This window comes from Pseudomonas sp. LFS074 (genome assembly GCF_047978165.1).
Lineage (GTDB): Bacteria > Pseudomonadota > Gammaproteobacteria > Pseudomonadales > Pseudomonadaceae > Aquipseudomonas > Aquipseudomonas putida_P.
In genome coordinates this window covers 711,765-731,082 of the sequence record NZ_JBFPFV010000002.1, presented here as the reverse complement: position 1 = coordinate 731,082, position 19,318 = coordinate 711,765, and the positions used below count along the sequence as shown (strand labels likewise).

At 63.6% G+C, this 19,318-nt stretch carries 13 protein-coding genes; 7 read left to right on the top strand and 6 right to left on the bottom strand.

Translation table 11 applies throughout. The annotated features are described in order from the left end of the window. Window positions 1-8: 8 nt before the first annotated feature. Genes ACNQP3_RS21395 through ACNQP3_RS21385 form a run of 3 tightly spaced genes read left to right on the top strand, consistent with a single transcriptional unit; the run spans window position 9 to window position 2,385 of the window. Window positions 9-788, top strand: coding sequence for a 5-oxoprolinase subunit PxpA (locus ACNQP3_RS21395; protein WP_012273671.1), 780 nt, complete (start codon window positions 9-11; stop codon window positions 786-788). Beyond that, window positions 785-1,471 carry a 5-oxoprolinase subunit PxpB gene (gene pxpB / locus ACNQP3_RS21390; RefSeq protein WP_012273670.1) on the top strand — a complete coding sequence of 229 codons (687 nt, stop codon included), beginning with the start codon at window positions 785-787 and terminating at the stop codon, window positions 1,469-1,471. Before ACNQP3_RS21395 ends, pxpB begins: the two co-directional genes overlap by 4 nt. Beyond that, window positions 1,468-2,385 (top strand): biotin-dependent carboxyltransferase family protein, encoded by a 918-nt coding sequence (locus tag ACNQP3_RS21385; protein WP_264316467.1) that lies wholly within the window; start codon window positions 1,468-1,470, stop codon window positions 2,383-2,385. The genes pxpB and ACNQP3_RS21385 overlap by 4 nt, the downstream gene beginning before the upstream one ends. A 51-nt stretch (window positions 2,386-2,436) precedes the next feature. Here the strand turns inward: ACNQP3_RS21385 and ACNQP3_RS21380 are convergent, their stop codons facing one another. The 3 genes from ACNQP3_RS21380 to ACNQP3_RS21370 form a co-directional block, all read right to left on the bottom strand. Further along, the gene (locus tag ACNQP3_RS21380; RefSeq protein ID WP_012273668.1) at window positions 2,437-3,615 is read right to left on the bottom strand and encodes a vWA domain-containing protein; all 1,179 of its coding nucleotides are present in this window, start codon (window positions 3,613-3,615) and stop codon (window positions 2,437-2,439) included. A 13-nt stretch (window positions 3,616-3,628) separates the two neighbouring features. Beyond that, the gene (locus ACNQP3_RS21375) at window positions 3,629-4,474 is read right to left on the bottom strand and encodes an AAA family ATPase (RefSeq protein ID WP_012273667.1); all 846 of its coding nucleotides are present in this window, start codon (window positions 4,472-4,474) and stop codon (window positions 3,629-3,631) included. A gap of 229 nt (window positions 4,475-4,703) precedes the next feature. Then, window positions 4,704-5,777 carry a DUF748 domain-containing protein gene (locus ACNQP3_RS21370; RefSeq protein WP_264316466.1) on the bottom strand — a complete coding sequence of 358 codons (1,074 nt, stop codon included), beginning with the start codon at window positions 5,775-5,777 and terminating at the stop codon, window positions 4,704-4,706. Between the two features lie 135 nt (window positions 5,778-5,912). On the opposite strand from ACNQP3_RS21370, the gene cysK reads away from it, so the two are divergent. Then, window positions 5,913-6,887: a cysteine synthase A gene (gene cysK / locus ACNQP3_RS21365; protein WP_012273665.1), complete on the top strand. Its 975-nt coding sequence runs from the start codon at window positions 5,913-5,915 to the stop codon at window positions 6,885-6,887. Between the two features lie 173 nt (window positions 6,888-7,060). Continuing rightward, a complete protein-coding gene (locus ACNQP3_RS21360) occupies window positions 7,061-7,996 on the top strand; it encodes an aspartyl/asparaginyl beta-hydroxylase domain-containing protein (RefSeq protein WP_012273664.1) in 936 nt (311 codons plus the stop codon). A 53-nt stretch (window positions 7,997-8,049) separates the two neighbouring features. Here the strand turns inward: ACNQP3_RS21360 and ACNQP3_RS21355 are convergent, their stop codons facing one another. From ACNQP3_RS21355 to azu, 3 genes are all read right to left on the bottom strand, one after another. Further along, window positions 8,050-9,207, bottom strand: a complete 1,158-nt coding sequence (locus ACNQP3_RS21355) for an ATPase (protein ID WP_060515013.1) — start codon at window positions 9,205-9,207, stop codon at window positions 8,050-8,052. Between the two features lie 155 nt (window positions 9,208-9,362). Further along, the gene (locus ACNQP3_RS21350; RefSeq protein WP_012273662.1) at window positions 9,363-11,015 is read right to left on the bottom strand and encodes a cyclic peptide export ABC transporter; all 1,653 of its coding nucleotides are present in this window, start codon (window positions 11,013-11,015) and stop codon (window positions 9,363-9,365) included. 36 nt (window positions 11,016-11,051) lie between these two features. Then, complete coding sequence (gene azu / locus ACNQP3_RS21345) at window positions 11,052-11,501, bottom strand: azurin (protein WP_012273661.1); 450 nt, start codon at window positions 11,499-11,501, stop codon at window positions 11,052-11,054. A 181-nt stretch (window positions 11,502-11,682) separates the two neighbouring features. Between azu and ACNQP3_RS21340 the strand changes: the two genes are divergently transcribed. Further along, entirely contained in the window at window positions 11,683-12,666 is a 984-nt protein-coding gene (locus ACNQP3_RS21340) for a TauD/TfdA family dioxygenase (RefSeq protein ID WP_060493679.1), read from the top strand. Window positions 12,667-12,849: 183 nt separating this feature from the next. After that, window positions 12,850-19,317 (top strand): non-ribosomal peptide synthetase, encoded by a 6,468-nt coding sequence (locus ACNQP3_RS21335; RefSeq protein WP_264316465.1) that lies wholly within the window; start codon window positions 12,850-12,852, stop codon window positions 19,315-19,317. The last annotated feature ends 1 nt before the right edge of the window (window position 19,318 follow it).

Genomic DNA, 19,318 nt, shown 5'->3' with positions numbered 1-19,318 from the left:
GTAGGCCTATGAACAACAACAAGGGAGACCGCGTGGTGGAACGCCTGCTACTCAATTGCGACATGGGCGAGAGTTTCGGCAGCTGGCGCATGGGCCTGGATGCCGAGGTCATGCCTTATATCGATTGCGCCAATATCGCCTGCGGCTACCACGCTGGCGACCCCAGCATCATGCGCCGCACCGTGGCTTTGGCGTTGGAGCACGGCGTGACCATCGGTGCGCACCCGGCCTACCCGGACCTGGTCGGCTTCGGCCGCCGCTCCATGGCCTGCAGCCCCGAGGAAATCCGCGACCTGCTGCACTACCAGATCGGTGCGCTGGACGGCATCTGCAAAGTGCTGGGTGGCCGCGTGGCCTACGTGAAGCCCCATGGTGCGCTGTACAACGACATGATGGCCGACCCGCTCAAACTGCGCACGGTGCTGGAGGCCGTGGCAGCCTACGACAGCACCCTGCCGCTGATGTTGATGGCCACCGCCGACAACCGGGCCGCCCAGGCCTTGGGCGATGAAATCGGCGTACCGCTGTGGTTCGAGGCGTTCGCTGACCGCGCCTACACCGCCAGCGGCCACTTGGTATCGCGCCGCTTGCCGGGTGCGGTGCATCACGACCCGGCGCTGGTGGTGGAGCAAGCCGTGCGCCTGGCCCGTGGTGACACACTGGTAGCGGACGATGGTAGCGCCCTGCGCCTGCAGGCAAGCACGCTGTGCGTACATGGCGATAACGACAGCTCGGTGGCGGCGGTGCGGCAGATACGCCAGGCCCTCGATGCCTTGGAGCCGCGATGAAAGCGCGCATTGAAGTGGTGGCCATCGACAGCCTGATGGTGCGCTTGTTCGACCGTATCGACGAGGCCAACATGCCGTGGATGCTTGCAGCCAGCCAGCGTTTGAGTGCAGCGTTCGGCGAGCATCTGCTGGACCTGGTGCCGTCCTACACCACGCTGATGGTGCAGTTCGCCCTGCCGCCTGGCGAGGCGAGGGCACTGATTGATCAGGCGCTGGAAGGTTTGCAGCCCGACGCCGGCGGCGGCGGGCGCCGACATGAGATCCCGGTGTGGTACGACGCCAGTGTCGGCCCTGAACTGCCTGTGCTGGCGGCCCGTAGCGGGTTGACTGAAGCCGAGGTTGTTCACTTGCACAGCGAACGTGATTACCCGGTTTTTGCTTTGGGGTTCGCCCCCGGTTTCGGTTTCATGGGCCTGGTGGACGAACGCCTGGCCAGCCCACGCCTGAGCACCCCGCGCAAGCGGGTGGCGGCGGGTAGCGTGGGCATTGCCGAGCGCCAGACGGCGGCGTATCCGGCGGTATCGCCGGGTGGCTGGAACCTGATCGGGCGTACCCCGGTGCGCTTGTTCGACCGAGAGCGTGAGGGCTACAGCCTGTTGCAACCGGGTGATCGGGTGCGTTTCGTGCCGGTTTCGCGTAGTGAGTTCCTGGCCTTGGGCGGTGATGTGGAGGCGCAAGGATGACGCAGTTGAAGATCGAGGCCAGTACGCCGTTGTGTCAGTTGCAGGACGCCGGGCGTTTCGGCGTGCGCCATCTGGGGGTAACCCAGGGCGGCGCGTTGGACTGGGTGGCGATGCACTGGGCCAACTGGCTGCTGGGCAACCCGTTGGCGGCACCGGTGGTCGAGGTGGCGCTGGGGGGCTTTTGCGTGGTGGCCGAACAGGATTGTGTGCTGGCGCTGGCCGGTGCCGACCTGGACGCGCGCGTCGATGATCAGCCGATCGCACCTTGGCGCAGCTTTGCCCTGGGCCAGGGGCAGCGCCTGACCCTGAAGCAGCCCAGGCAGGGTGTGCGGGCATACCTGGCGGCACCGGGTGGGTTCATGGGCGAGGATGTACTGGGCAGTTGTGCCACGGTGGTCCGTGAAGAACTGGGTGGCATCGATGGCCAGGGTGCCGCGTTGGCTAAAGGCCAGGCATTAAGTTTCACCGGCAGCGATGCAACCCTGCGCGAGGTGCCGCACGCACTGCGTCCACAGTACCCGCAAAAGCCTGTACTTGACCTGGTGATGGGCGCGCAGATCGGTGAATTCAGCGGTACCAGCCTGTTCGAGGCCTTCAACCGGGAGTGGACACTGGACAGCCGGGCGGACCGCATGGGTATCCGTCTGTTGGGGCCGCAGCTGGTCTATCAGGGTGCACCGATGATTTCCGAAGGGATACCGCTGGGGGCGGTGCAGGTACCGCCGGATGGGCAGCCGATCGTGTTGCTCAATGACCGGCAGACCATTGGCGGTTATCCGCGGCTGGGGGCGTTGACGCCGTTGGCGCTGGCGCAGCTGGCGCAGTGCATGCCAGGGGCGGTGGTGCGGTTCAAGGCGGTGGTGCAGGACGAGGCTTGGCGGGAGCACCAGGTTTACCTGGACCGTTGGCGGTGAGGCTGCCAGCCCTTTCGCGGTAAACCCGCGAAAGGGCCCATAAAGGCTGCATCACTTGGACAGATACCGCATCCCTTCCTCCAACCCCTGCAAGGTCAACGGGTACATCTTGTCCTCGATCAAGTCCCTCACCAGATGGGTCGAAGCCGTGTAATCCCAAGCTTGCTTCGGATACGGGTTGATCCAGATGATCTTCCTGAATTTCTCCATGAACCGCTGCATCCACACGTACCCGGCCTCTTCGTTCCAGTGCTCCACGCTGCCACCTGGCTGGGTGATTTCGTAGGGCGCCATGGCCGCGTCGCCGACGAAAATCACTTTGTAGTCGTCGCCATACTTGTGCAGCAGGTCGAAGGTGGAATACCGCTCCGAGGTGCGGCGCAGGTTGTTCTTCCACACCGACTCGTAGAGGAAGTTGTGGAAGTAGTAGTACTCCAGGTGCTTGAACTCGGTTTTACAGGCTGAGAACAGCTCTTCGCAGACCTTGATGTGGGCGTCCATCGAGCCGCCGATATCGAACAGCAACAGCAGCTTGACGGTGTTGCGCCGTTCCGGGCGCATCTGGATGTTCAGCAACCCTGCGTCACGCGCGGTGTGGTCGATGGTGCCGTCGATGTCCAGCTCTTCGGCGGCGCCTTCACGGGCGAACTTGCGCAGCCGGCGCAGGGCCAGCTTGATGTTGCGTGTGCCCAGTTCCACCTGATCGTCGAGGTTCTTGTACTCGCGCTGGTCCCACACCTTTACCGCTTTGCCTTGGCGTTTACCGGCCTCGCCAACGCGAATGCCTTCGGGGTTGAAACCGCCCGAGCCGAACGGGCTGGTGCCGCCGGTACCGATCCACTTGTTGCCGCCAGCGTGGCGTTCCTTTTGCTCTTCAAGGCGTTTCTTGAATGCCTCGATCAGCTTGTCCAGGCCGCCCAGCGACTGGATCTGCGCGCGTTCCTCCTCGCTCAGCGAGCGCTCGAACTCCTTGCGCAGCCAGTCTTCGGGGATCAGTGCCTCGATATGCCGGTCGAGGTTTTCCAGGCCTTTGAAGTAGGCGGCAAAGGCCCGGTCGAACTTGTCGAAATGGCGTTCGTCCTTCACCAGGATGGCGCGGGCGAGGTAGTAGAATTCGTCCATGTCGGCGAACACCACGTGCTTTTGCAGGGCCTGATGCAGGTCCAGCAACTCGCGTACCGATACCGGCACCTTGGCCGCACGCATTTCATTGAACAGGTTGAGCAGCATGGCCCGGCTCCTGTCAGCGGTTGCCGCGCCGGCTCATGAAGGCCAGGCGCTCGAGCAGTTGCACGTCCTGCTCGTTCTTCACCAGCGCACCGGCCAGCGGCGGAATGGCCTTGGTCGGGTCGCGTTCGCGCAACACCGCTTCACCGATATTGTCGGCCATCAGCAACTTGAGCCAGTCGACCAGCTCGGAGGTGGACGGCTTTTTCTTCAGGCCCGGCACTTTGCGTACGTCGAAGAACACATCCAGCGCCTCACTGACCAGCGACTGGCTGATGTTCGGGTAATGCACGTCGACGATCTGCTGCAAGGTGGTGCGGTCGGGGAAGGCAATGTAGTGGAAGAAGCAGCGGCGCAGGAAAGCGTCCGGCAGCTCTTTTTCGTTGTTCGAGGTAATGATGATGATCGGGCGTTGCTTGGCCTTGATGGTCTCGTCGATTTCGTAGACGTAGAACTCCATCTTGTCGAGTTCTTGCAGCAGGTCGTTGGGGAACTCGATGTCGGCCTTGTCGATTTCGTCGATCAGCAGAATCACCCGCTCTTCGGCCTCGAAGGCCTCCCACAGCTTGCCCTTTTTCAGGTAATTGCGCACATCGTGCACCTTGTCCACGCCCAACTGCGAATCGCGCAGGCGGCTGACTGCGTCGTACTCGTACAGCCCTTGGTGGGCCTTGGTGGTGGACTTGATGTGCCAGGTGATCAGGCGAGCGCCGAACGAGGCGGCCAACTGCTCGGCGAGCATGGTCTTGCCGGTGCCCGGTTCACCCTTGACCAGCAGCGGGCGTTCGAGGGTGATAGCCGCATTTACCGCCAGTTTCAGGTCGTCTGTGGCGACGTAGTCGCGGGTGCCTTCGAACTTCATCGGTTTGTCCTCTGTTGTAAGCCTGTACAGGCCTCTTCGCGGGTAAACCCGCTCCTACACAGAACGGCGCAAGCTTGAGGGCTGCGCGGTCCTGTGCAGGAGCGGGTTTACCCGCGAAGAGGCCGGTACAGGCAACACATGAATTTATTTGTCACCGACTATAACGCGGGGTTAGGCAACTGAAAACGCAGACCGGGTATTCAGTCCCTGAATGCCCCGTCACGCCGACTCAGTCGGCATCCGGCGCCCCCCGCTCATACCGGGCATTGAACGCCTGGATAAACCCGTTGCGCAGGATCTGCAAGAACGCCTCGAAGGCGCTGATATCCTGCTTGTGCACGCTGCCACTGAGTTCCACGCGGGTGGCGAACTGGTTTTTCGGCTGGTTCTTCAGGACCGTCTCGGTCGCACCCACCAAGGCCTCCCACACCGAGCGGAAGAAGCCCTTGTCCTTTTTTTCGACGTCCTGTTGCCAGTCGAACACGTCGACATCGCGCAGCAGCGGCTTTATATAGCCATTTAGCCGGCCGTTTTCCGCCTGGGCCTCGATCACCACGTCACCATGCCCGGCATTGAAGTCGAACTTGCCATAGGCGCTGGCAAAATCATTCAGTTTGCGCAGTTCGATGCCGGTAGCGCGAAGCCTGAATTTGAAGTCATCGAAATCACTGAACGGGTCGAAGGTGGCACGGCTTTCTACCTTCGCATCGCCCGCGATGAGCGCCGTACCTTCGAAACTCGCATCGCGACGGCCTTTTTTGTCGCGAACATTGGTCAGGTTGCGGATGTTGGCGTTCAGTTGTGTGGCCTTGAGGTCGACCGGTGGTTTGGAGTTGAAGTTGCGGAAGGTCAGCACGCCGTTGTCGATTCGCACTTCGTTGAGGGTGATGGGCAGCAGTTTTTCCAGCTGCTGGCGCCAGTCGGTGCCCCGGCCCGTCTGCGATGCCTGTTTGCTGCCACCGTCGACGAAATTCAGCTCGGGGCGCACGAAGGTCACTTCGGCCACCACCGCTTTGTCGTACCACAGCGAACGCCAACTCACCGAAAGGTCGATCAGCGGCGCGTCGAGAAACGGTACCGGCACCTTGCCGCTGGTCTTGACGATTTTCAGGCCATTGATCTGGTATGCGCCGCGCCACCAGGCCAGGTCCACATCGGCTACCTGGCCGCGGTAGTCACCCATGTCGGCCAGTTTGTCGTTCAGGTAGTCGCGCACCAGGTAGGGCAGGGCCAGGTGCAGGGCAACCAGCAGCACGATCAGGCTGCCCAGGCCCAACAGCGGCCAGCGATAACGGGCTCTCATCGGAGCGTCTCCAAGGCAGGATGTGCGGTTGACCGCGACGCGCCCCGCTGAGTTCGAACAGGCTTTACGGGCCATCGGCCGGGGCTTACCCTTGAGGTCTTTCCCTGCTTTTTTTTCATGCCAAGGACCCCTGCCATGAGCCGTATCTTTGCAGACAACGCCCATTCCATCGGCAACACGCCGTTGGTGCAGATCAACCGCATCGCCCCTCGCGGTGTGACCATCCTTGCCAAGATCGAAGGGCGCAACCCAGGTTATTCGGTCAAATGCCGCATCGGCGCGAACATGGTCTGGGACGCCGAGAGCAGCGGCAAGCTCAAGCCGGGCATGACCATCGTCGAGCCTACCTCGGGCAACACCGGTATCGGCCTGGCCTTCGTTGCCGCTGCCCGTGGCTACAAGCTGATGCTGACCATGCCCGCTTCGATGAGCCTGGAGCGCCGCAAGGTGCTGAAGGCGCTGGGCGCCGAACTGGTGCTGACCGACCCGGCCAAGGGCATGAAGGGCGCCATCGAGAAGGCCAACGAAATCGTCGCCTCCGACCCCGCCCAGTACTTCCTGCCGGGCCAGTTCGAAAACCCGGCCAACCCGGCCATCCACGAAAAGACCACAGGACCGGAGATCTGGAACGATACCGACGGTGCGGTTGACGTGCTGGTGGCGGGCGTGGGTACCGGTGGCACCATCACCGGTGTATCGCGCTACATCAAGCACACCCAGGGCAAGGCGATCCTCTCGGTGGCCGTGGAACCCGTTTCGTCGCCGCTGATTACCCAGACCCTGGCCGGCGAAGAACTCAAGCCCAGCCCGCACAAAATCCAGGGCATTGGCGCCGGTTTCGTGCCGAAAAACCTCGACTTGTCGATCGTCGACCAAGTGGCGACGGTGACCGACGAAGAGTCCAAGGCCATGGCCATTCGCCTGATGCAGGAAGAGGGCATCCTGTGCGGCATTTCTTGCGGTGCGGCCATGGCGGCGGCCGTGCGCCTGGCCGAAAAGCCGGAAATGCAAGGTAAGACCATCGTCGTAATCCTGCCCGATTCGGGCGAGCGTTACCTGTCGAGCATGCTGTTCAGCGACCTGTTCAGCGAGCAGGAAAACCAGCAATAATCGGCGTTGCCGCTGATCCGGCGCAAGGTTGGGCGGCCTGGTTTATTGCAAAATCTTCATCAATGCGATCCCGCCCGGGTTGTTTTTACCTCGGCGGGATCGGTTTATGATGGCAGGATGATTTTTTGGAGAGCAGGCCGCGCAGCCCTGGCTCTTCCCCAAGGAGTGAAAGCATGACCTTTTCCTTTGCAGCCAAGGCGGGTGTCTTGCTGGTGTTTTTCGGCAGCGTGCTGTTCGTGCACCTGCGCGGCAAGGCCCGCCTGCCGGTGTTGCGCCAGTTCGTCAACCATTCGGCGTTGTTCGCCCCCTACAACGCGTTGATGTACCTGTTTTCCGGCGTGCCGTCCAAACCCTACCTGGACCGCCAGCGCTTCCCAGAACTGGACGTGCTGAAAGACAACTGGCAGGAGATCCGCGAAGAGGCCATGCGCCTGTTCGACGAGGGCTATATCCGCGCCGCCGAAAAGGACAACGACGCAGGCTTTGGCTCGTTCTTCAAGAAGGGCTGGAAGCGCTTTTACCTGAAGTGGTACGACAAACCCCTGCCGTCGGCCGAAGCTTTGTGCCCGCGCACGGTCGAGCTGGTCAGCAGCATCCCCAACGTCAAAGGCGCGATGTTCGCCCTGCTGCCCGGCGGCAGCCACCTGAACCCGCACCGCGACCCATTCGCAGGCTCGCTGCGCTACCACCTGGGCCTGTCCACGCCCAACTCCGACGCCTGCCGCATTTACGTGGATGGCCAGGAATACGCCTGGCGTGATGGCGAAGACGTGATGTTCGACGAAACGTACGTGCACTGGGTCAAGAACGAAACTGACGTTACGCGGGTGATCCTGTTCTGCGACATCGAGCGCCCACTGAGCAGCCCGCTGATGACCCGCATCAACCGCCAGGTCAGTGCCTTCCTCGGCCGTGCCACCGCGCCGCAGAACACCGACGACGAGCGCGTGGGTGGGATCAACCAGGCGTATGCCTGGAGCAAGCGCTTCAGCAACAAGATCAGCAGCCACGTGAAGCAGTTCAAGCGCGCCAACCCCAAGGCCTACCGCGTGCTGCGGCCGGTGCTGGCGGTGGTGGTGGCTTACGCACTGTACCGCTGGTTGTTCTGATTGCGGCCTGCGTAGAGCGCCAGATTGATGGGGCGCTCTACGTACAGGAACCTTCAGCCAAGCCCTTCCAGCAAGCCATCAGCGCGGACCAGATCGACGATTACCTGCTCATCTACCGCGTATACGCCCCGTGATGCCCTCCACACCAGATGCTTGTCCTGCAAGGCGATGAGCGCTTGCTGAACCCCCGGCACCTCGGCCTTGATTTCGCTTTCCTGCACACCCGCCCGTTCCATCGCTTTGGCGTACAGTGCCAGGGTTGGGGCCTCAAACGGTGCGTATTCATTACCCTTTACGCACATGACGCGTAGAACGGCGGATTGAATCGGAGTGAGGCTGTGGATCACCTTTTTCAGGTTCGCGTTAAGGTCATTGGCTTGCGCCTGAACAAGCTCTCGGAACCGTGCCGGTACGGCTTCGGGCTCGATGCTGAAGTCGAAGCGTATTTCATCTGCTGCCGCGCCCAGTAACTCAGGGCGGTAGCCGCTTTCTTTGAACAGTTGGAACACCTCTACCGGGTCGAGTGCGCAGGGGAGATCGATGTTGGCGCAAAGCCAGTCGATGAAGTCCTGATCCAGCGTTGGGAACTGCACCATCGCAGCGCCGAAGAACGCCTGATCTTTGCTATTGCGCAGCATGGCCAGTTTGTCCCGGTTCGAGCCCGTGCAAACGATGCGCAACCCATGGTGCTTCGAGCTGTTGAGTTCGTCCCGGGCCGCTTTGAGGGCGAACAAGGCTGCTATTCCCTGGTCGGTCGTGATTGCATGTTGCGCCTCGTCGATGATCAGCACGATGATCTTGCGTGATTCGTCGGAGAGCGCGACCAGCGCACTGGTGAGATCGACATCTTGCCCCAGCCCGATCTTGTCCACGCTGAAATTCAGGCCACCTACGGTTACCTTCTCCATGCCAGTGGACTTTGCCAGCCGCGTAATGAAGCCTTCGTTACGCCCGAGCGCCTCACGCACGGTTTCCACGATGACTTGGCCTGGGTCTTTGGTCAGGTCTTTCCAGAGGTCGGCGTACAGCACGATTGCCTGCGCAGCTTCGAGAGCGGGTCGAAGGTCTTCGCGTGCAAAGGTGGATTTACCGGTACGCCTGGGGGCCGCCAGAAACACCCCCGAGCTTGCTGCACTGCCCACGGCAACTTGCATGATCAATTTCGACAGCCGCGATGCTAGCGCTGGGCGGTGATAGACGGTTTCCGGCATTACGGCCTCCCATACAGCTTTATAGTCAATTATAGAGTGATTATAGAGCTATTATAGGCCGTATGAGAGGCGTGGTTTATAGGCAATTATAGGTCGACTATAGATCGATTATAGGGAGCGTAAAGGTGATGGGGCGCATAGCGCCCCTCGGTCACTCAAGCCGGCTCTAATGCCTCGACCACCTTCCCACGGCTCAGGTGCACCACCTTGTCCGCCGTATCGAAGTACCGGTCATCATGCGAGATCACGATGATGGTCTTGCCCAAACGCTTCAGGTCCGGCAACAGCTCGGTGTAGAACACCCGGCGGAAGGTTGGGTCCTGGTCCGCCGCCCACTCATCGAACACCAGTACCGGCCGCCCATCCAGCCAGGCATTGACCAGCGCCAGGCGCTTGCGTTGCCCGGTCGACAAGTCGGTGGTGGTGAAGGCGCCATCGCGTACGCTGACCTTGTGGGCAATTTCCAGCCGTTCCAGGTAACGCGTGGCATCGCTGGGCAGGCTGTGCTCGTGCTCGGGCAGGTCTTCGAACAGGTAGTAATCGGCGAACACGGTGGTGAACAGCTGGCGATAGTCGTCCAGCGCCTCCGGGCCGACGGCCTTGCCGTTCAGGCGCACTTCACCGCGTTGTGGGGCGTACAGGCCCAGTAGCAGCTTGATCAGCGAAGTCTTGCCGCAGCCGTTTTCCCCGACGATGAACAGGATTTCGCCCGGTTCGATGCTCAGGTTCACAGGCCCAACGCGAAACGGCTCGTTGCCGTCCACGGGTGGGTACGCGTATTCGACGTTGTGCAGCTCCAGGTGCGCGGTAGCCGGGGTTTCGCGCTTGACCGGCGGCTCCAGCAGCAGGTGCGGTTCGGGCGAGGAGAAGCGTTCGGACAGGTCGGCTATACGGCGGAACGCCACCTGGGCGCGGCCGAGGATCGGCAGGTTGCCGATCAGCGTTTCCAGCGGGCCTTTCATGTACAGCAGCACCAGCACGAAACCGCTCATCACCGCCGGGTCATTGCTCGGCCACAGCGATTGCAAGGCCAGGGTCAGGCCGATGACCACGAAGAACAGCATCGACCCCAGGCTCTTGGCCGCCACGAAGATGTTGATGGCGCGGATGTGAGTGTTGGCGATGAAGTCGGCGGTGCCCTGGATGTTGCGCGTCAGCATGGCATGGCGGCGACGGCGGTCGATGCGCAGCTCCTTGGCCCCTTCGGCAATGGCCGAATAGTGCTTCTGCAGGTTGTCTTCGGCATCGCGGGCGGCGTTGAAGCCAGCCACGCCTTTTTGCCGTGCCACGTACTGGATGCCGCTGCCGATGCCGATGGCTGCCAGGGTGATGAGGAAGATCGGCCACGACAGCCACGCCAGGTAGGCCATGCAACCGGTTACCGTGGTGAGCGAAATGGCCAGCGGTGCAAAGGCGAAGGCAAAGTCGCTGATGGTGTCGACGTCGCGGGTCAGCACGGGGATCAGGCGGTGGGTGCGGTAGCGCTCGATCTGCTCGATCGGTGCCGACAGCACCTTGGCGCCCAGGTCCTTGCGCAACCGGGCAATGACCTTCTGGCCGACGTAGTTGGTGCCGCTGTCGGCCGCCACGCTACTGACCAGGGCCAATACACAGAGGCCGGCAAAGGCCAGGATCACACCCTGGCTCATGCCGCCTTCAGCGTGCAGGCCCTGGTTGACGGTGGCCAGCAGCGCAGTGACGGCCAGGCCGCCGACCATGCCCAGCAGCACCGAGACGATGACCGCCGGGCGGTAAGGTTTGAGCAGGCCCAGCAGTTCGCGGATGGCCCCGGGGGAGGAGGTTTTCATGAAGCGTGATCTCGCTGGTGAAAGTGGGGGGCGGGGTCAGCTACCAAGGGTCAGGGTGCCCTTCATCAGGGTGCTGTGGAACGGGAACGAGCAGTAGAAGCTGTAGTCGGTACCGGCCTTCAGCGCCTTGGTATCGAGGGTGACGCTGTCCTTCTCGCCACCACCGATCAGGCGGGTATGAGCGATCACCCGTGTGTCGCCAGGCTTGACGTAGTCCTGCGCCTCGCCGGCCTTCAGGCCGTCATCCAGTACGCCCTGCATGTCGGCCTGGGTGCTCAATACCCAGTTGTGGCCCATCACGTTCTTGGGCATGTCGCCTGGGTGGGTGAGGGTAACGGTGAACGTGGTGCAGGTTTTGGGCACGCTGATGGCGGCCTTGTCGAAGGTCATCTGGTCGGTGCCGTGGATTTCCATGGCGCATGGCTCCGCCGACCAGGCGGCAGGGGCCGTGGCGAGCAGGGCTAGGAGCAGAAGCTGGCGAGTCATGTACGGTTCCTGGGCGATAAAAGGGTGCACATCGTTCAGACGAACCGGCACGCGCTGGCTTTACCTGTGAGTGCTGCCCTGGTGAATTTCCCGCGGGCCCGCTCGTTCACCTAGTCAGGCGCCGTGATGGCGCACAACCCGATTTCGCCGCCAACGCGGCCCTGGCTTGAGGTGACCGTACATGAGTGAACTGCTGAGCTTTGCCATCGAACCGCTGGACGCTGCGCGCGGCAACCTGCCGCTGCTGGTGCGCGCACCGGAGCCGGGGATCGACCTGCTGGAGGCTTTTACCGAATTGCAGCCGCTGGTGGATCGGCACCTGCTGCAGGCTGGCGGCATCCTGTTCCGCGGCTTCGAGGTGGGTGGCGCCGAAGCCTTCCGCCAGTTTGCCGCCTCCTTCGGTCACCCACTGCTCAACTACGAGTTCGGTTCTACCCCCCGCAGCAACGTGACCAAAGGCGTGTACACCTCAACCGAATACCCGGCGCACCAGAGCATTCCCCTGCACAACGAGCAGGCCTACACCCTGGAATGGCCGATGAAGATCTGGTTCTACAGCGTCATCCCCGCCGAGACCGGCGGCGAAACGCCAATTGCCGATAGCCGCGAGGTGTACCGACGCATGCCGGCGCGCATTCGCCAGCGCTTGGAGGAGAAAGGGCTGATGTATGTGCGCAACTATGGCAACGGCCTGGATGTGGAGTGGTCGCAGGTGTTCAACACCGAAGACCCGCGCCAGGTCGAGGCGTACTGCCGGGCGCATGCCATCGAGTGCATCTGGAAGGACGACGGCGAGCTGCGCACGCGCCAGCGCTGCCAGGTGGTGGCGCGCCATCCGGTAACCGGGGATGACGTGTGGTTCAACCAGGCCCACCTGTTCCATGTGTCGAACCTGCAGCCAGAGGTGCGTGAATCGCTGATGGACATTGTCGAGGAAGAGGACCTGCCACGTAACGTGTATTACGGCGACGGTACGACCATCGAGGATTCGTTGCTCGATGAAGTGCGCGGGGTGCTGGATGAATGCACCATCAGCTTCCCCTGGCTGACAAACGATGTGCTGATGCTCGACAACATGCTCGCGGCCCACGCCCGCTCGCCGTTTACCGGTAAGCGCAAGGTGGTGGTGGCGATGGCCGAGGGGCACAGCGAGGTGTTGGGCTGATAGGTGTTTGTCGTGGGAGGTGCAGCGCCTGTGAGATCGAGCGCCGCCCGCGCGGCGCTCGATCTCACAGGCGCCAAATTCCCAACGGCGGGCCCCTGGTGGCCCTGCTTCAATCCCCCCCTAAATCAGCCCCCCATGCCTTCGTCTGACAGTTACCGCTCGACTGCCAGGACACCGCTCGACATGAATGCTGATCAAACGCTCAAGCTCGCCCGCCGCTTCATCGAACTCAGCCCCGACAAGCGCCGCCTGTTCCTCAAGGCGCTGCAGGGCGAGGGCATGGATTTTTCCGTGCTGCCGATCGCGCACGGGGTGGAGGTGGCCGAGCGCGACCAGCTGTCGTATGCCCAGCGGCGCATGTGGTTCCTCTGGCAGCTCGACCCGCAGGGCGCAGCGTACAACCTGCCGATGGCCGTGCGCCTGCATGGTCCACTTGACCTGGCCGCTCTACAGCAGGCTTTCGATGCCCTGGTGGCGCGCCACGAAACCCTGCGCACTCGGTTTGTCGCCGACGGCGATGACGTGCGCCAGCAAGTAGACGCCGTGGCTGCTCCGTTGCAGCTGCGCCAGGACGCCTTGGCCAGCTTGGACGAAACCGCCCGCCAGGCCGCGGTCGAACGCATCGCCGAAGCCGAAGCTCTGGCCCCGTTCGACCTGGCCAGTGGCCCATTGCTGCGCGTACGCCTGCTGCAACTGGCCGCACAGGAGCATGTACTGCTGCTGACCCTGCACCACATCGTCGCCGACGGCTGGTCGATGAACGTGCTGATCGATGAATTCCTGCACCTGTACGAGGCCGCCGTAGCCGGCACCGAGGCCACACTCGACGCGCTGCCAATCCAATATCGCGACTTCGCCCTGTGGCAACGCAGCTGGCTGGAGGCTGGCGAGCAGGAGCGCCAGCTGGCCTACTGGCAGGCCCGCCTGGGCGAGGACCATTCGCCGCTGGAGCTGCCACTGGATCGTGCCCGCCAAGGCCGGCCCAGCTACCGGGGCGCGCGCCACGAATTCCCCGTCGCCGCAGACGTTGCCGAGCGCCTGCGCGGTGTGGCGCGCAAGCACAACGTCACCCTGTTCATGGTGTTGCTGGCTGCCTTCAAGCTGCTGTTGCAGCGCTACAGCGGTCAGGCCGCGATCCGCGTCGGCGTGCCCATCGCCAACCGCAACCGTGCAGAAGGCCAAGGGCTGATTGGCTGCTTCATCAACACCCAGGTGCTGCACACCGAGATCGACCCGCTGCTGGATATCGCCGGCCTGCTGCAGCGCGTGCGCGAAACCGCCGTGGGTGCACAAAGCCACCAGGACTTGCCCTTCGAGCAGTTGGTCGAAGCCCTGGACCTGCCGCGCAGCAGCGAAAGCCCGCTCTTTCGTGTGCTGTTCAACCACCAAGCGCAGGTGGCGGATGTGCAGGCCATCGAGACTCGCTCCGGCCTGAGCCTGGCGCCCATTGCCCTGGAGAAGCACAGCGCACGCTTCGACCTGGCGTTGGACACCCACGAACGCGCCGGGCAGTTGCATGCCGCGTTCACCTACGCGACGGATGTATTCGAGGCGGCCACCATCGAAGCCCTTGGCGAGCAGTGGCTGGCGCTGGTGCAGGCGCTGGCTGCCGAAACGGCTGGTGCTGTAGGCGAGCTGGCATTGCCGGGTCTGGCCGCAACCCTGGGCGCCCCCGCGCAGGCCGCCGAGTCGCCCAGTGTGCAGCAACGCTTTGCTGCAGCCGCCAGTCGTCACCCCGAGCGCATCGCGGTAGTGGCTGCGGGCGAACAGGCGAGCTTCGCCGAACTCGATGCCCGCGCCGAGGCCATTGCCAGCCGCCTGGTCAAAGCCGGGGTAGGGCCAGACACACTGGTTGGCGTACTGGCCGACCGCAGCGTCGGCATGCTCGCCAGCATTCTGGGGGTACTCAAGGCGGGGGGCGCCTACCTGCCGCTGGAGCCCGAGCAGCCGGCTGAGCGCCTCGCCTACATGCTGACCGACAGCGGCACCCGCCGGGTGCTGGCCCCCGGTAACTGGCAGGCCGAGTTGCCCGCGGCTGTGCAGCACCTTGACTGGGCGCAAGCGGGCAACGGCAGCGTCGCACGCACCGCGCCGGCTGCGGCAAACCTGGCCTATGTGATCTACACCTCTGGCACCACCGGCCAGCCCAAGGGCGTGGCGATCAGCCACGGCGCCCTGGCCAACTATGTCGATGGCATGAGCGCGCGCCTGCCTGTCGAGCGAATCCGCAGCATGGCCCAGGTCTCGACCCCGGCTGCCGACCTTGGCCACACCATGCTGTTCGGCGCACTGTGCGGCGGCCACACCTTGCACCTGTTGCTGCGCGAACAGGTGCTGGATGCCGAAGGTTTCGCCGCGTACCTGGCCGAACACCAGGTGGATGCCCTGAAGATCGTGCCTTCACACCTGGAGGCCATGCTGGTGGCTGGCCGCGCGGCGCTGCCGAGCCAGTGCCTGGTATTGGGTGGCGAGGCCATCAGCCCAGGCCTGCTGGGCAAGATCCGCCAACTGGCCCCGGCGCTCAAGGTGTTCAACCACTACGGCCCGACCGAAACCACCGTCGGCGTGCTGGTTGCCGAACTGAGCGAACAAAGCAGCCTCGGCCAGCCGTTGGCCAACACCCGCGTGGCAGTGCTTGACCGCTGCCTGCAGCCACTGCCGGCCAAGGCCAAGGGCGAGCTGTACATAGGCGGTGCAGGCCTTGCCCGTGGCTACCTGAACCGCCCGTCGCTCACTGCTGAGCGCTTCGTGCCCGACCCGCACGGCAGCCACGGCCAGCGCCTGTACCGCAGCGGTGACTGGGTACGCCAGGGCAACGACCTGCAATTTGCCGGGCGTATGGATGGCCAGGTGAAGATCCGTGGCTACCGTGTCGAGCTGGCCGAAATCGAAAACCAGCTGCGCGCACTGGACGGTGTGGCCAATGCCCTGGTCCGCGTGCAGGGCCAGGCGCCGCAATTGCAACTGGCTGCCTGGCTGGTGCCCAGTGAAATGCCTGCCGACTGCCAGGCCTGGCAGGATTCGACCCGCGCCACCCTCAAAAGCCGGCTGCCCGAACATATGGTGCCGACCCACTTGATGGTGCTGGAGCACCTGCCGGTCACCGCCAACGGCAAGGTCGACGTCAAGGCGCTGCCCGAGCCGGTCGCCACCCTGCAGGCCTACCAGGCACCAGAGAGCCCGCTGCAAGTGCAGTTGGCAACGATCTGGGCCGAAGTCCTGCAAGTGCCGCAGGTTGGCCTGACCGACAACTTCTTTGCCCTCGGTGGCCATTCGCTGCTTGCAACCCAGGCCGTATCTCGCGTGCGCAAGCAGTTGGGCGTAGATATCCCGCTGCGCACCCTGTTCGACACCGTCGACCTGCTGGCCTTCGCCCAGGCGGTGGCGGAGGGCGAGAAGGGCACGGGCCTGGACATCGAAATCCTCGACCGCCAGCAGCCGCTGCCGGTGTCCCGTTCGCAGAACCGCCAGTGGTTGTTCTGGAAGCTCAACCCACAAAGCCTGGCCTACAACACGCCGATGGCCGTGCGCATGCAGGGCAACCTCGATCGTTCGGCGGTGCAGGCCGCACTGGATGCACTGGTGGCCCGCCACGAGTCACTGCGCACGGTGTTCGTCGAAGCCGACGGCTTGCCGTGGCAGCGCATCCTGCCAGCCGCCACGGTGCCGATCGGCTTCGAAGACCTCAGCGGCCAGGACCACGCGGCGCAGCTGCGCAAGCTGGAAGCCGAAGCCTTTGTCCCGTTCGACCTGGAGCATGGGCCTCTGCTGCGTGCCCGTCTGTTCAAGGTGAATGCGCAAGAGCACCTGTTGTCGCTGACCCTGCATCACATCGTCTCCGATGGCTGGTCGATGAGCCTGCTGGTGCGCGAGTTCGCTGCCGTCTACAACGCGGCGGCCACAGGCCGGCAGCAGACCATCGAACCCTTGCCGGTGCAGTACGCCGACTTCGCCGCGTGGCAGCGCAAGTGGCTGGCCGAAGGGCAGATGCAGGCGCAGATCGATTACTGGAAGGCCCGCCTGGAAGACGACTTCGAAGTGCTCGAACTGCCCGCCGACCGCATTCGCCCGCAGGTCAAGAGCTACCAGGGCAGCCGCTTCGACGTGCGCCTGCCGCTGGCCCTGACCGAGCGCCTGCGGGCCCTGGCAGTGGCGTCCAACGCCACGCTTTTCCATGTATTCCTGGCGGCCTATGCCATCGTACTGTCGCGTTACAGCCGCAAGGACACGTTGAACATCGGGGTACCCGTCACCAACCGCAACCGCCTGGAGCTGGAGGGGCTGATCGGCTTCTTCATCAACGTGGTGGTAGCCCGCATCGGCGTCGATGGCAGCCAGCCGTTCCCGCAACTGCTGGCGGCGATCAAGGAAACCACCTTGCAGGCTCAGGCCAACAAAGATGTGCCGTTCCTTGAAGTGGCCGAGGCGCTGTACCCGGACCGCGACCAGGGTGTGAACCCGTTCTTCCAGGTGCTGTACAACCACTTGCGCGACCTGGGTGAGCAGGTATCCAGCGATGCCCTGCACGGCTTGCAGGTCAAGGAAGTGGACCTGCTGGAGCCCGGTGCGCAGTACGACATCTCGCTCAACACGCTGGAACGTTCCGATGGGGTGACGGCCTCGTTCAACTACTCCACCGACCTGTTCGACGCCGCACGCATCGAACGCATGGCCGGTCATTGGCAGGCGTTGCTGGAAGCTATCTGCGCCGAGCCGCAGCGCTGCATTGGCGAGCTGGGCTTGCTAGGCAGTGCCGAACACCAGCAACTGACCCATGGCTGGAACCCGGCGTCGCAGGCCAGTAGCGGCCTGTGCGCACACCAGTTGCTGGAGCACCAGGCAAGTCTGCGACCAGACGCTGTGGCGTTGATCTTCGACGACCAGCAAATGACCTACGCCGAGCTCGACCGCTGCAGCAACCAGCTGGCGCATCGTTTGCGGGCGCTGGGCGTGGGCCCGGACCGTCTGGTCGGCGTGGCTGTCGAGCGCGGCCTGCGCATGGCCCTGGCGCTGGTTGCCATCCACAAGGCGGGTGGCGCTTATGTGCCGCTGGACCCGGACTACCCGCAGGAGCGCCTGGCCTACATGGTCGAGGACAGCAGCATCGGTTTGTTGCTGGCCGACGTGCCTTCGCGTGAACGCCTGCAGTTGAGCACACCGCTGCCCTGCGTGGTGCTGGAGCCGGGTAACGACTGGCTGAGTGCCTGGCCTGCCGAGCCGCTGGCCAACCTGGCCGCGCCGGAGAACCTGGCCTATGTGATCTATACCTCCGGCTCCACCGGCATGCCCAAGGGCGTGGCCATCGATCACCATGCCTTGTCGGTGTTCTGCCAAGTGGCTGGTGACTATTCGCGGCTGAGCCCGAATGACCGCGTGTTGCAGTTCGCCACCTTCAGTTTCGACGGCTTCATCGAGCAGTTCTTCCCGCCGCTGGCCCAAGGCGCTTGCGTCGTGCTGCGCGATCTGCGGCTGTGGGACACCGCGACTCTGCTGGATGAAATCAACCGCCACGATGTCACCGTAGCCGACCTGCCAGCCGCCTACTGGCGTTTACTGGCACTGGAGCGCCGCGCACCGGAAGCCTATGGCCGGCTGAAGCAGATTCACGTCGGTGGCGAGGCGGTGCCAGAAGACGCCCTGCGTGCCTGGCTGGCCGATGGCCCAACCGCAGTGCGCCTGTTGAACACCTATGGCCCGACCGAAGCCACCGTGGTCGCCACCACCTATGACTGCTCGCAGATGACCCCGCAGCAGATCAGCCAGGGTGGCGTACCCATTGGCCGTGCCATACCAGGCCGCAGCCTGCATGCCCTTGACGATGGCCTGGCGCCAACCCCGGTGGGGGTGCCAGGCGAGCTGTTCATCGGCGGGGCAGGTTGCCTGGCACGCGGTTACCACCAGCGGCCATCGCTGACTGCCGAGCGCTTCATCCCTGACCCGTTCGACCCGGTTGGCGGCGGCCGCCTGTACCGCACCGGTGACCTGGGTTGCTATGACGAAAACGGCCAGCTGGCCTATCGCGGCCGGGCCGATCACCAGGTGAAAGTGCGCGGCTTTCGCATCGAACTGGGCGAGATCGAGCAGTACCTGCGCGCGCACCCGGACGTGCGCGAAGCCACTGTACTGGCCATCGACCTGCCTGCGGGCAAGCAGCTGTGCGCCTATGCCGTGCCGGTTGAAGGCCATGACGGCGACCTGCGCCTGGCCTTGAAGCACTACCTCAAGGCCAGCCTGCCGGACTACATGATTCCGTCTTATCTGGTGACCCTGCCGAGCATGCCGCTGACCCCAAGCGGCAAGCTCGACCGCAAGGCCCTGCCGCTGCCTGACCCGAGCCAGCCGCAGCATGACTACGAGGCGCCGCAGACCGAGCGGCAACAGCAGTTGGCCAATATCTGGGCGCAATTGCTGAGCGTCGCCAGGGTCGGCTTGAACGACAACTTCTTCGAGCTGGGCGGCCACTCCTTGCTGGCCGCCCAGGCAGTGTCGCGGATCAACGTCGAGCTGGGGCTGGACATCCCACTGCGGCTGATCTTCACCCACCCCGAGTTGCGCGCCTTCGCCCTGGCGCTGGATGAACAGGCCCTGTCGCTGACCGACGATGGCCTGAGCGATATCGAAAAAATGATGAACGCATTCACAGAGGCCTGAC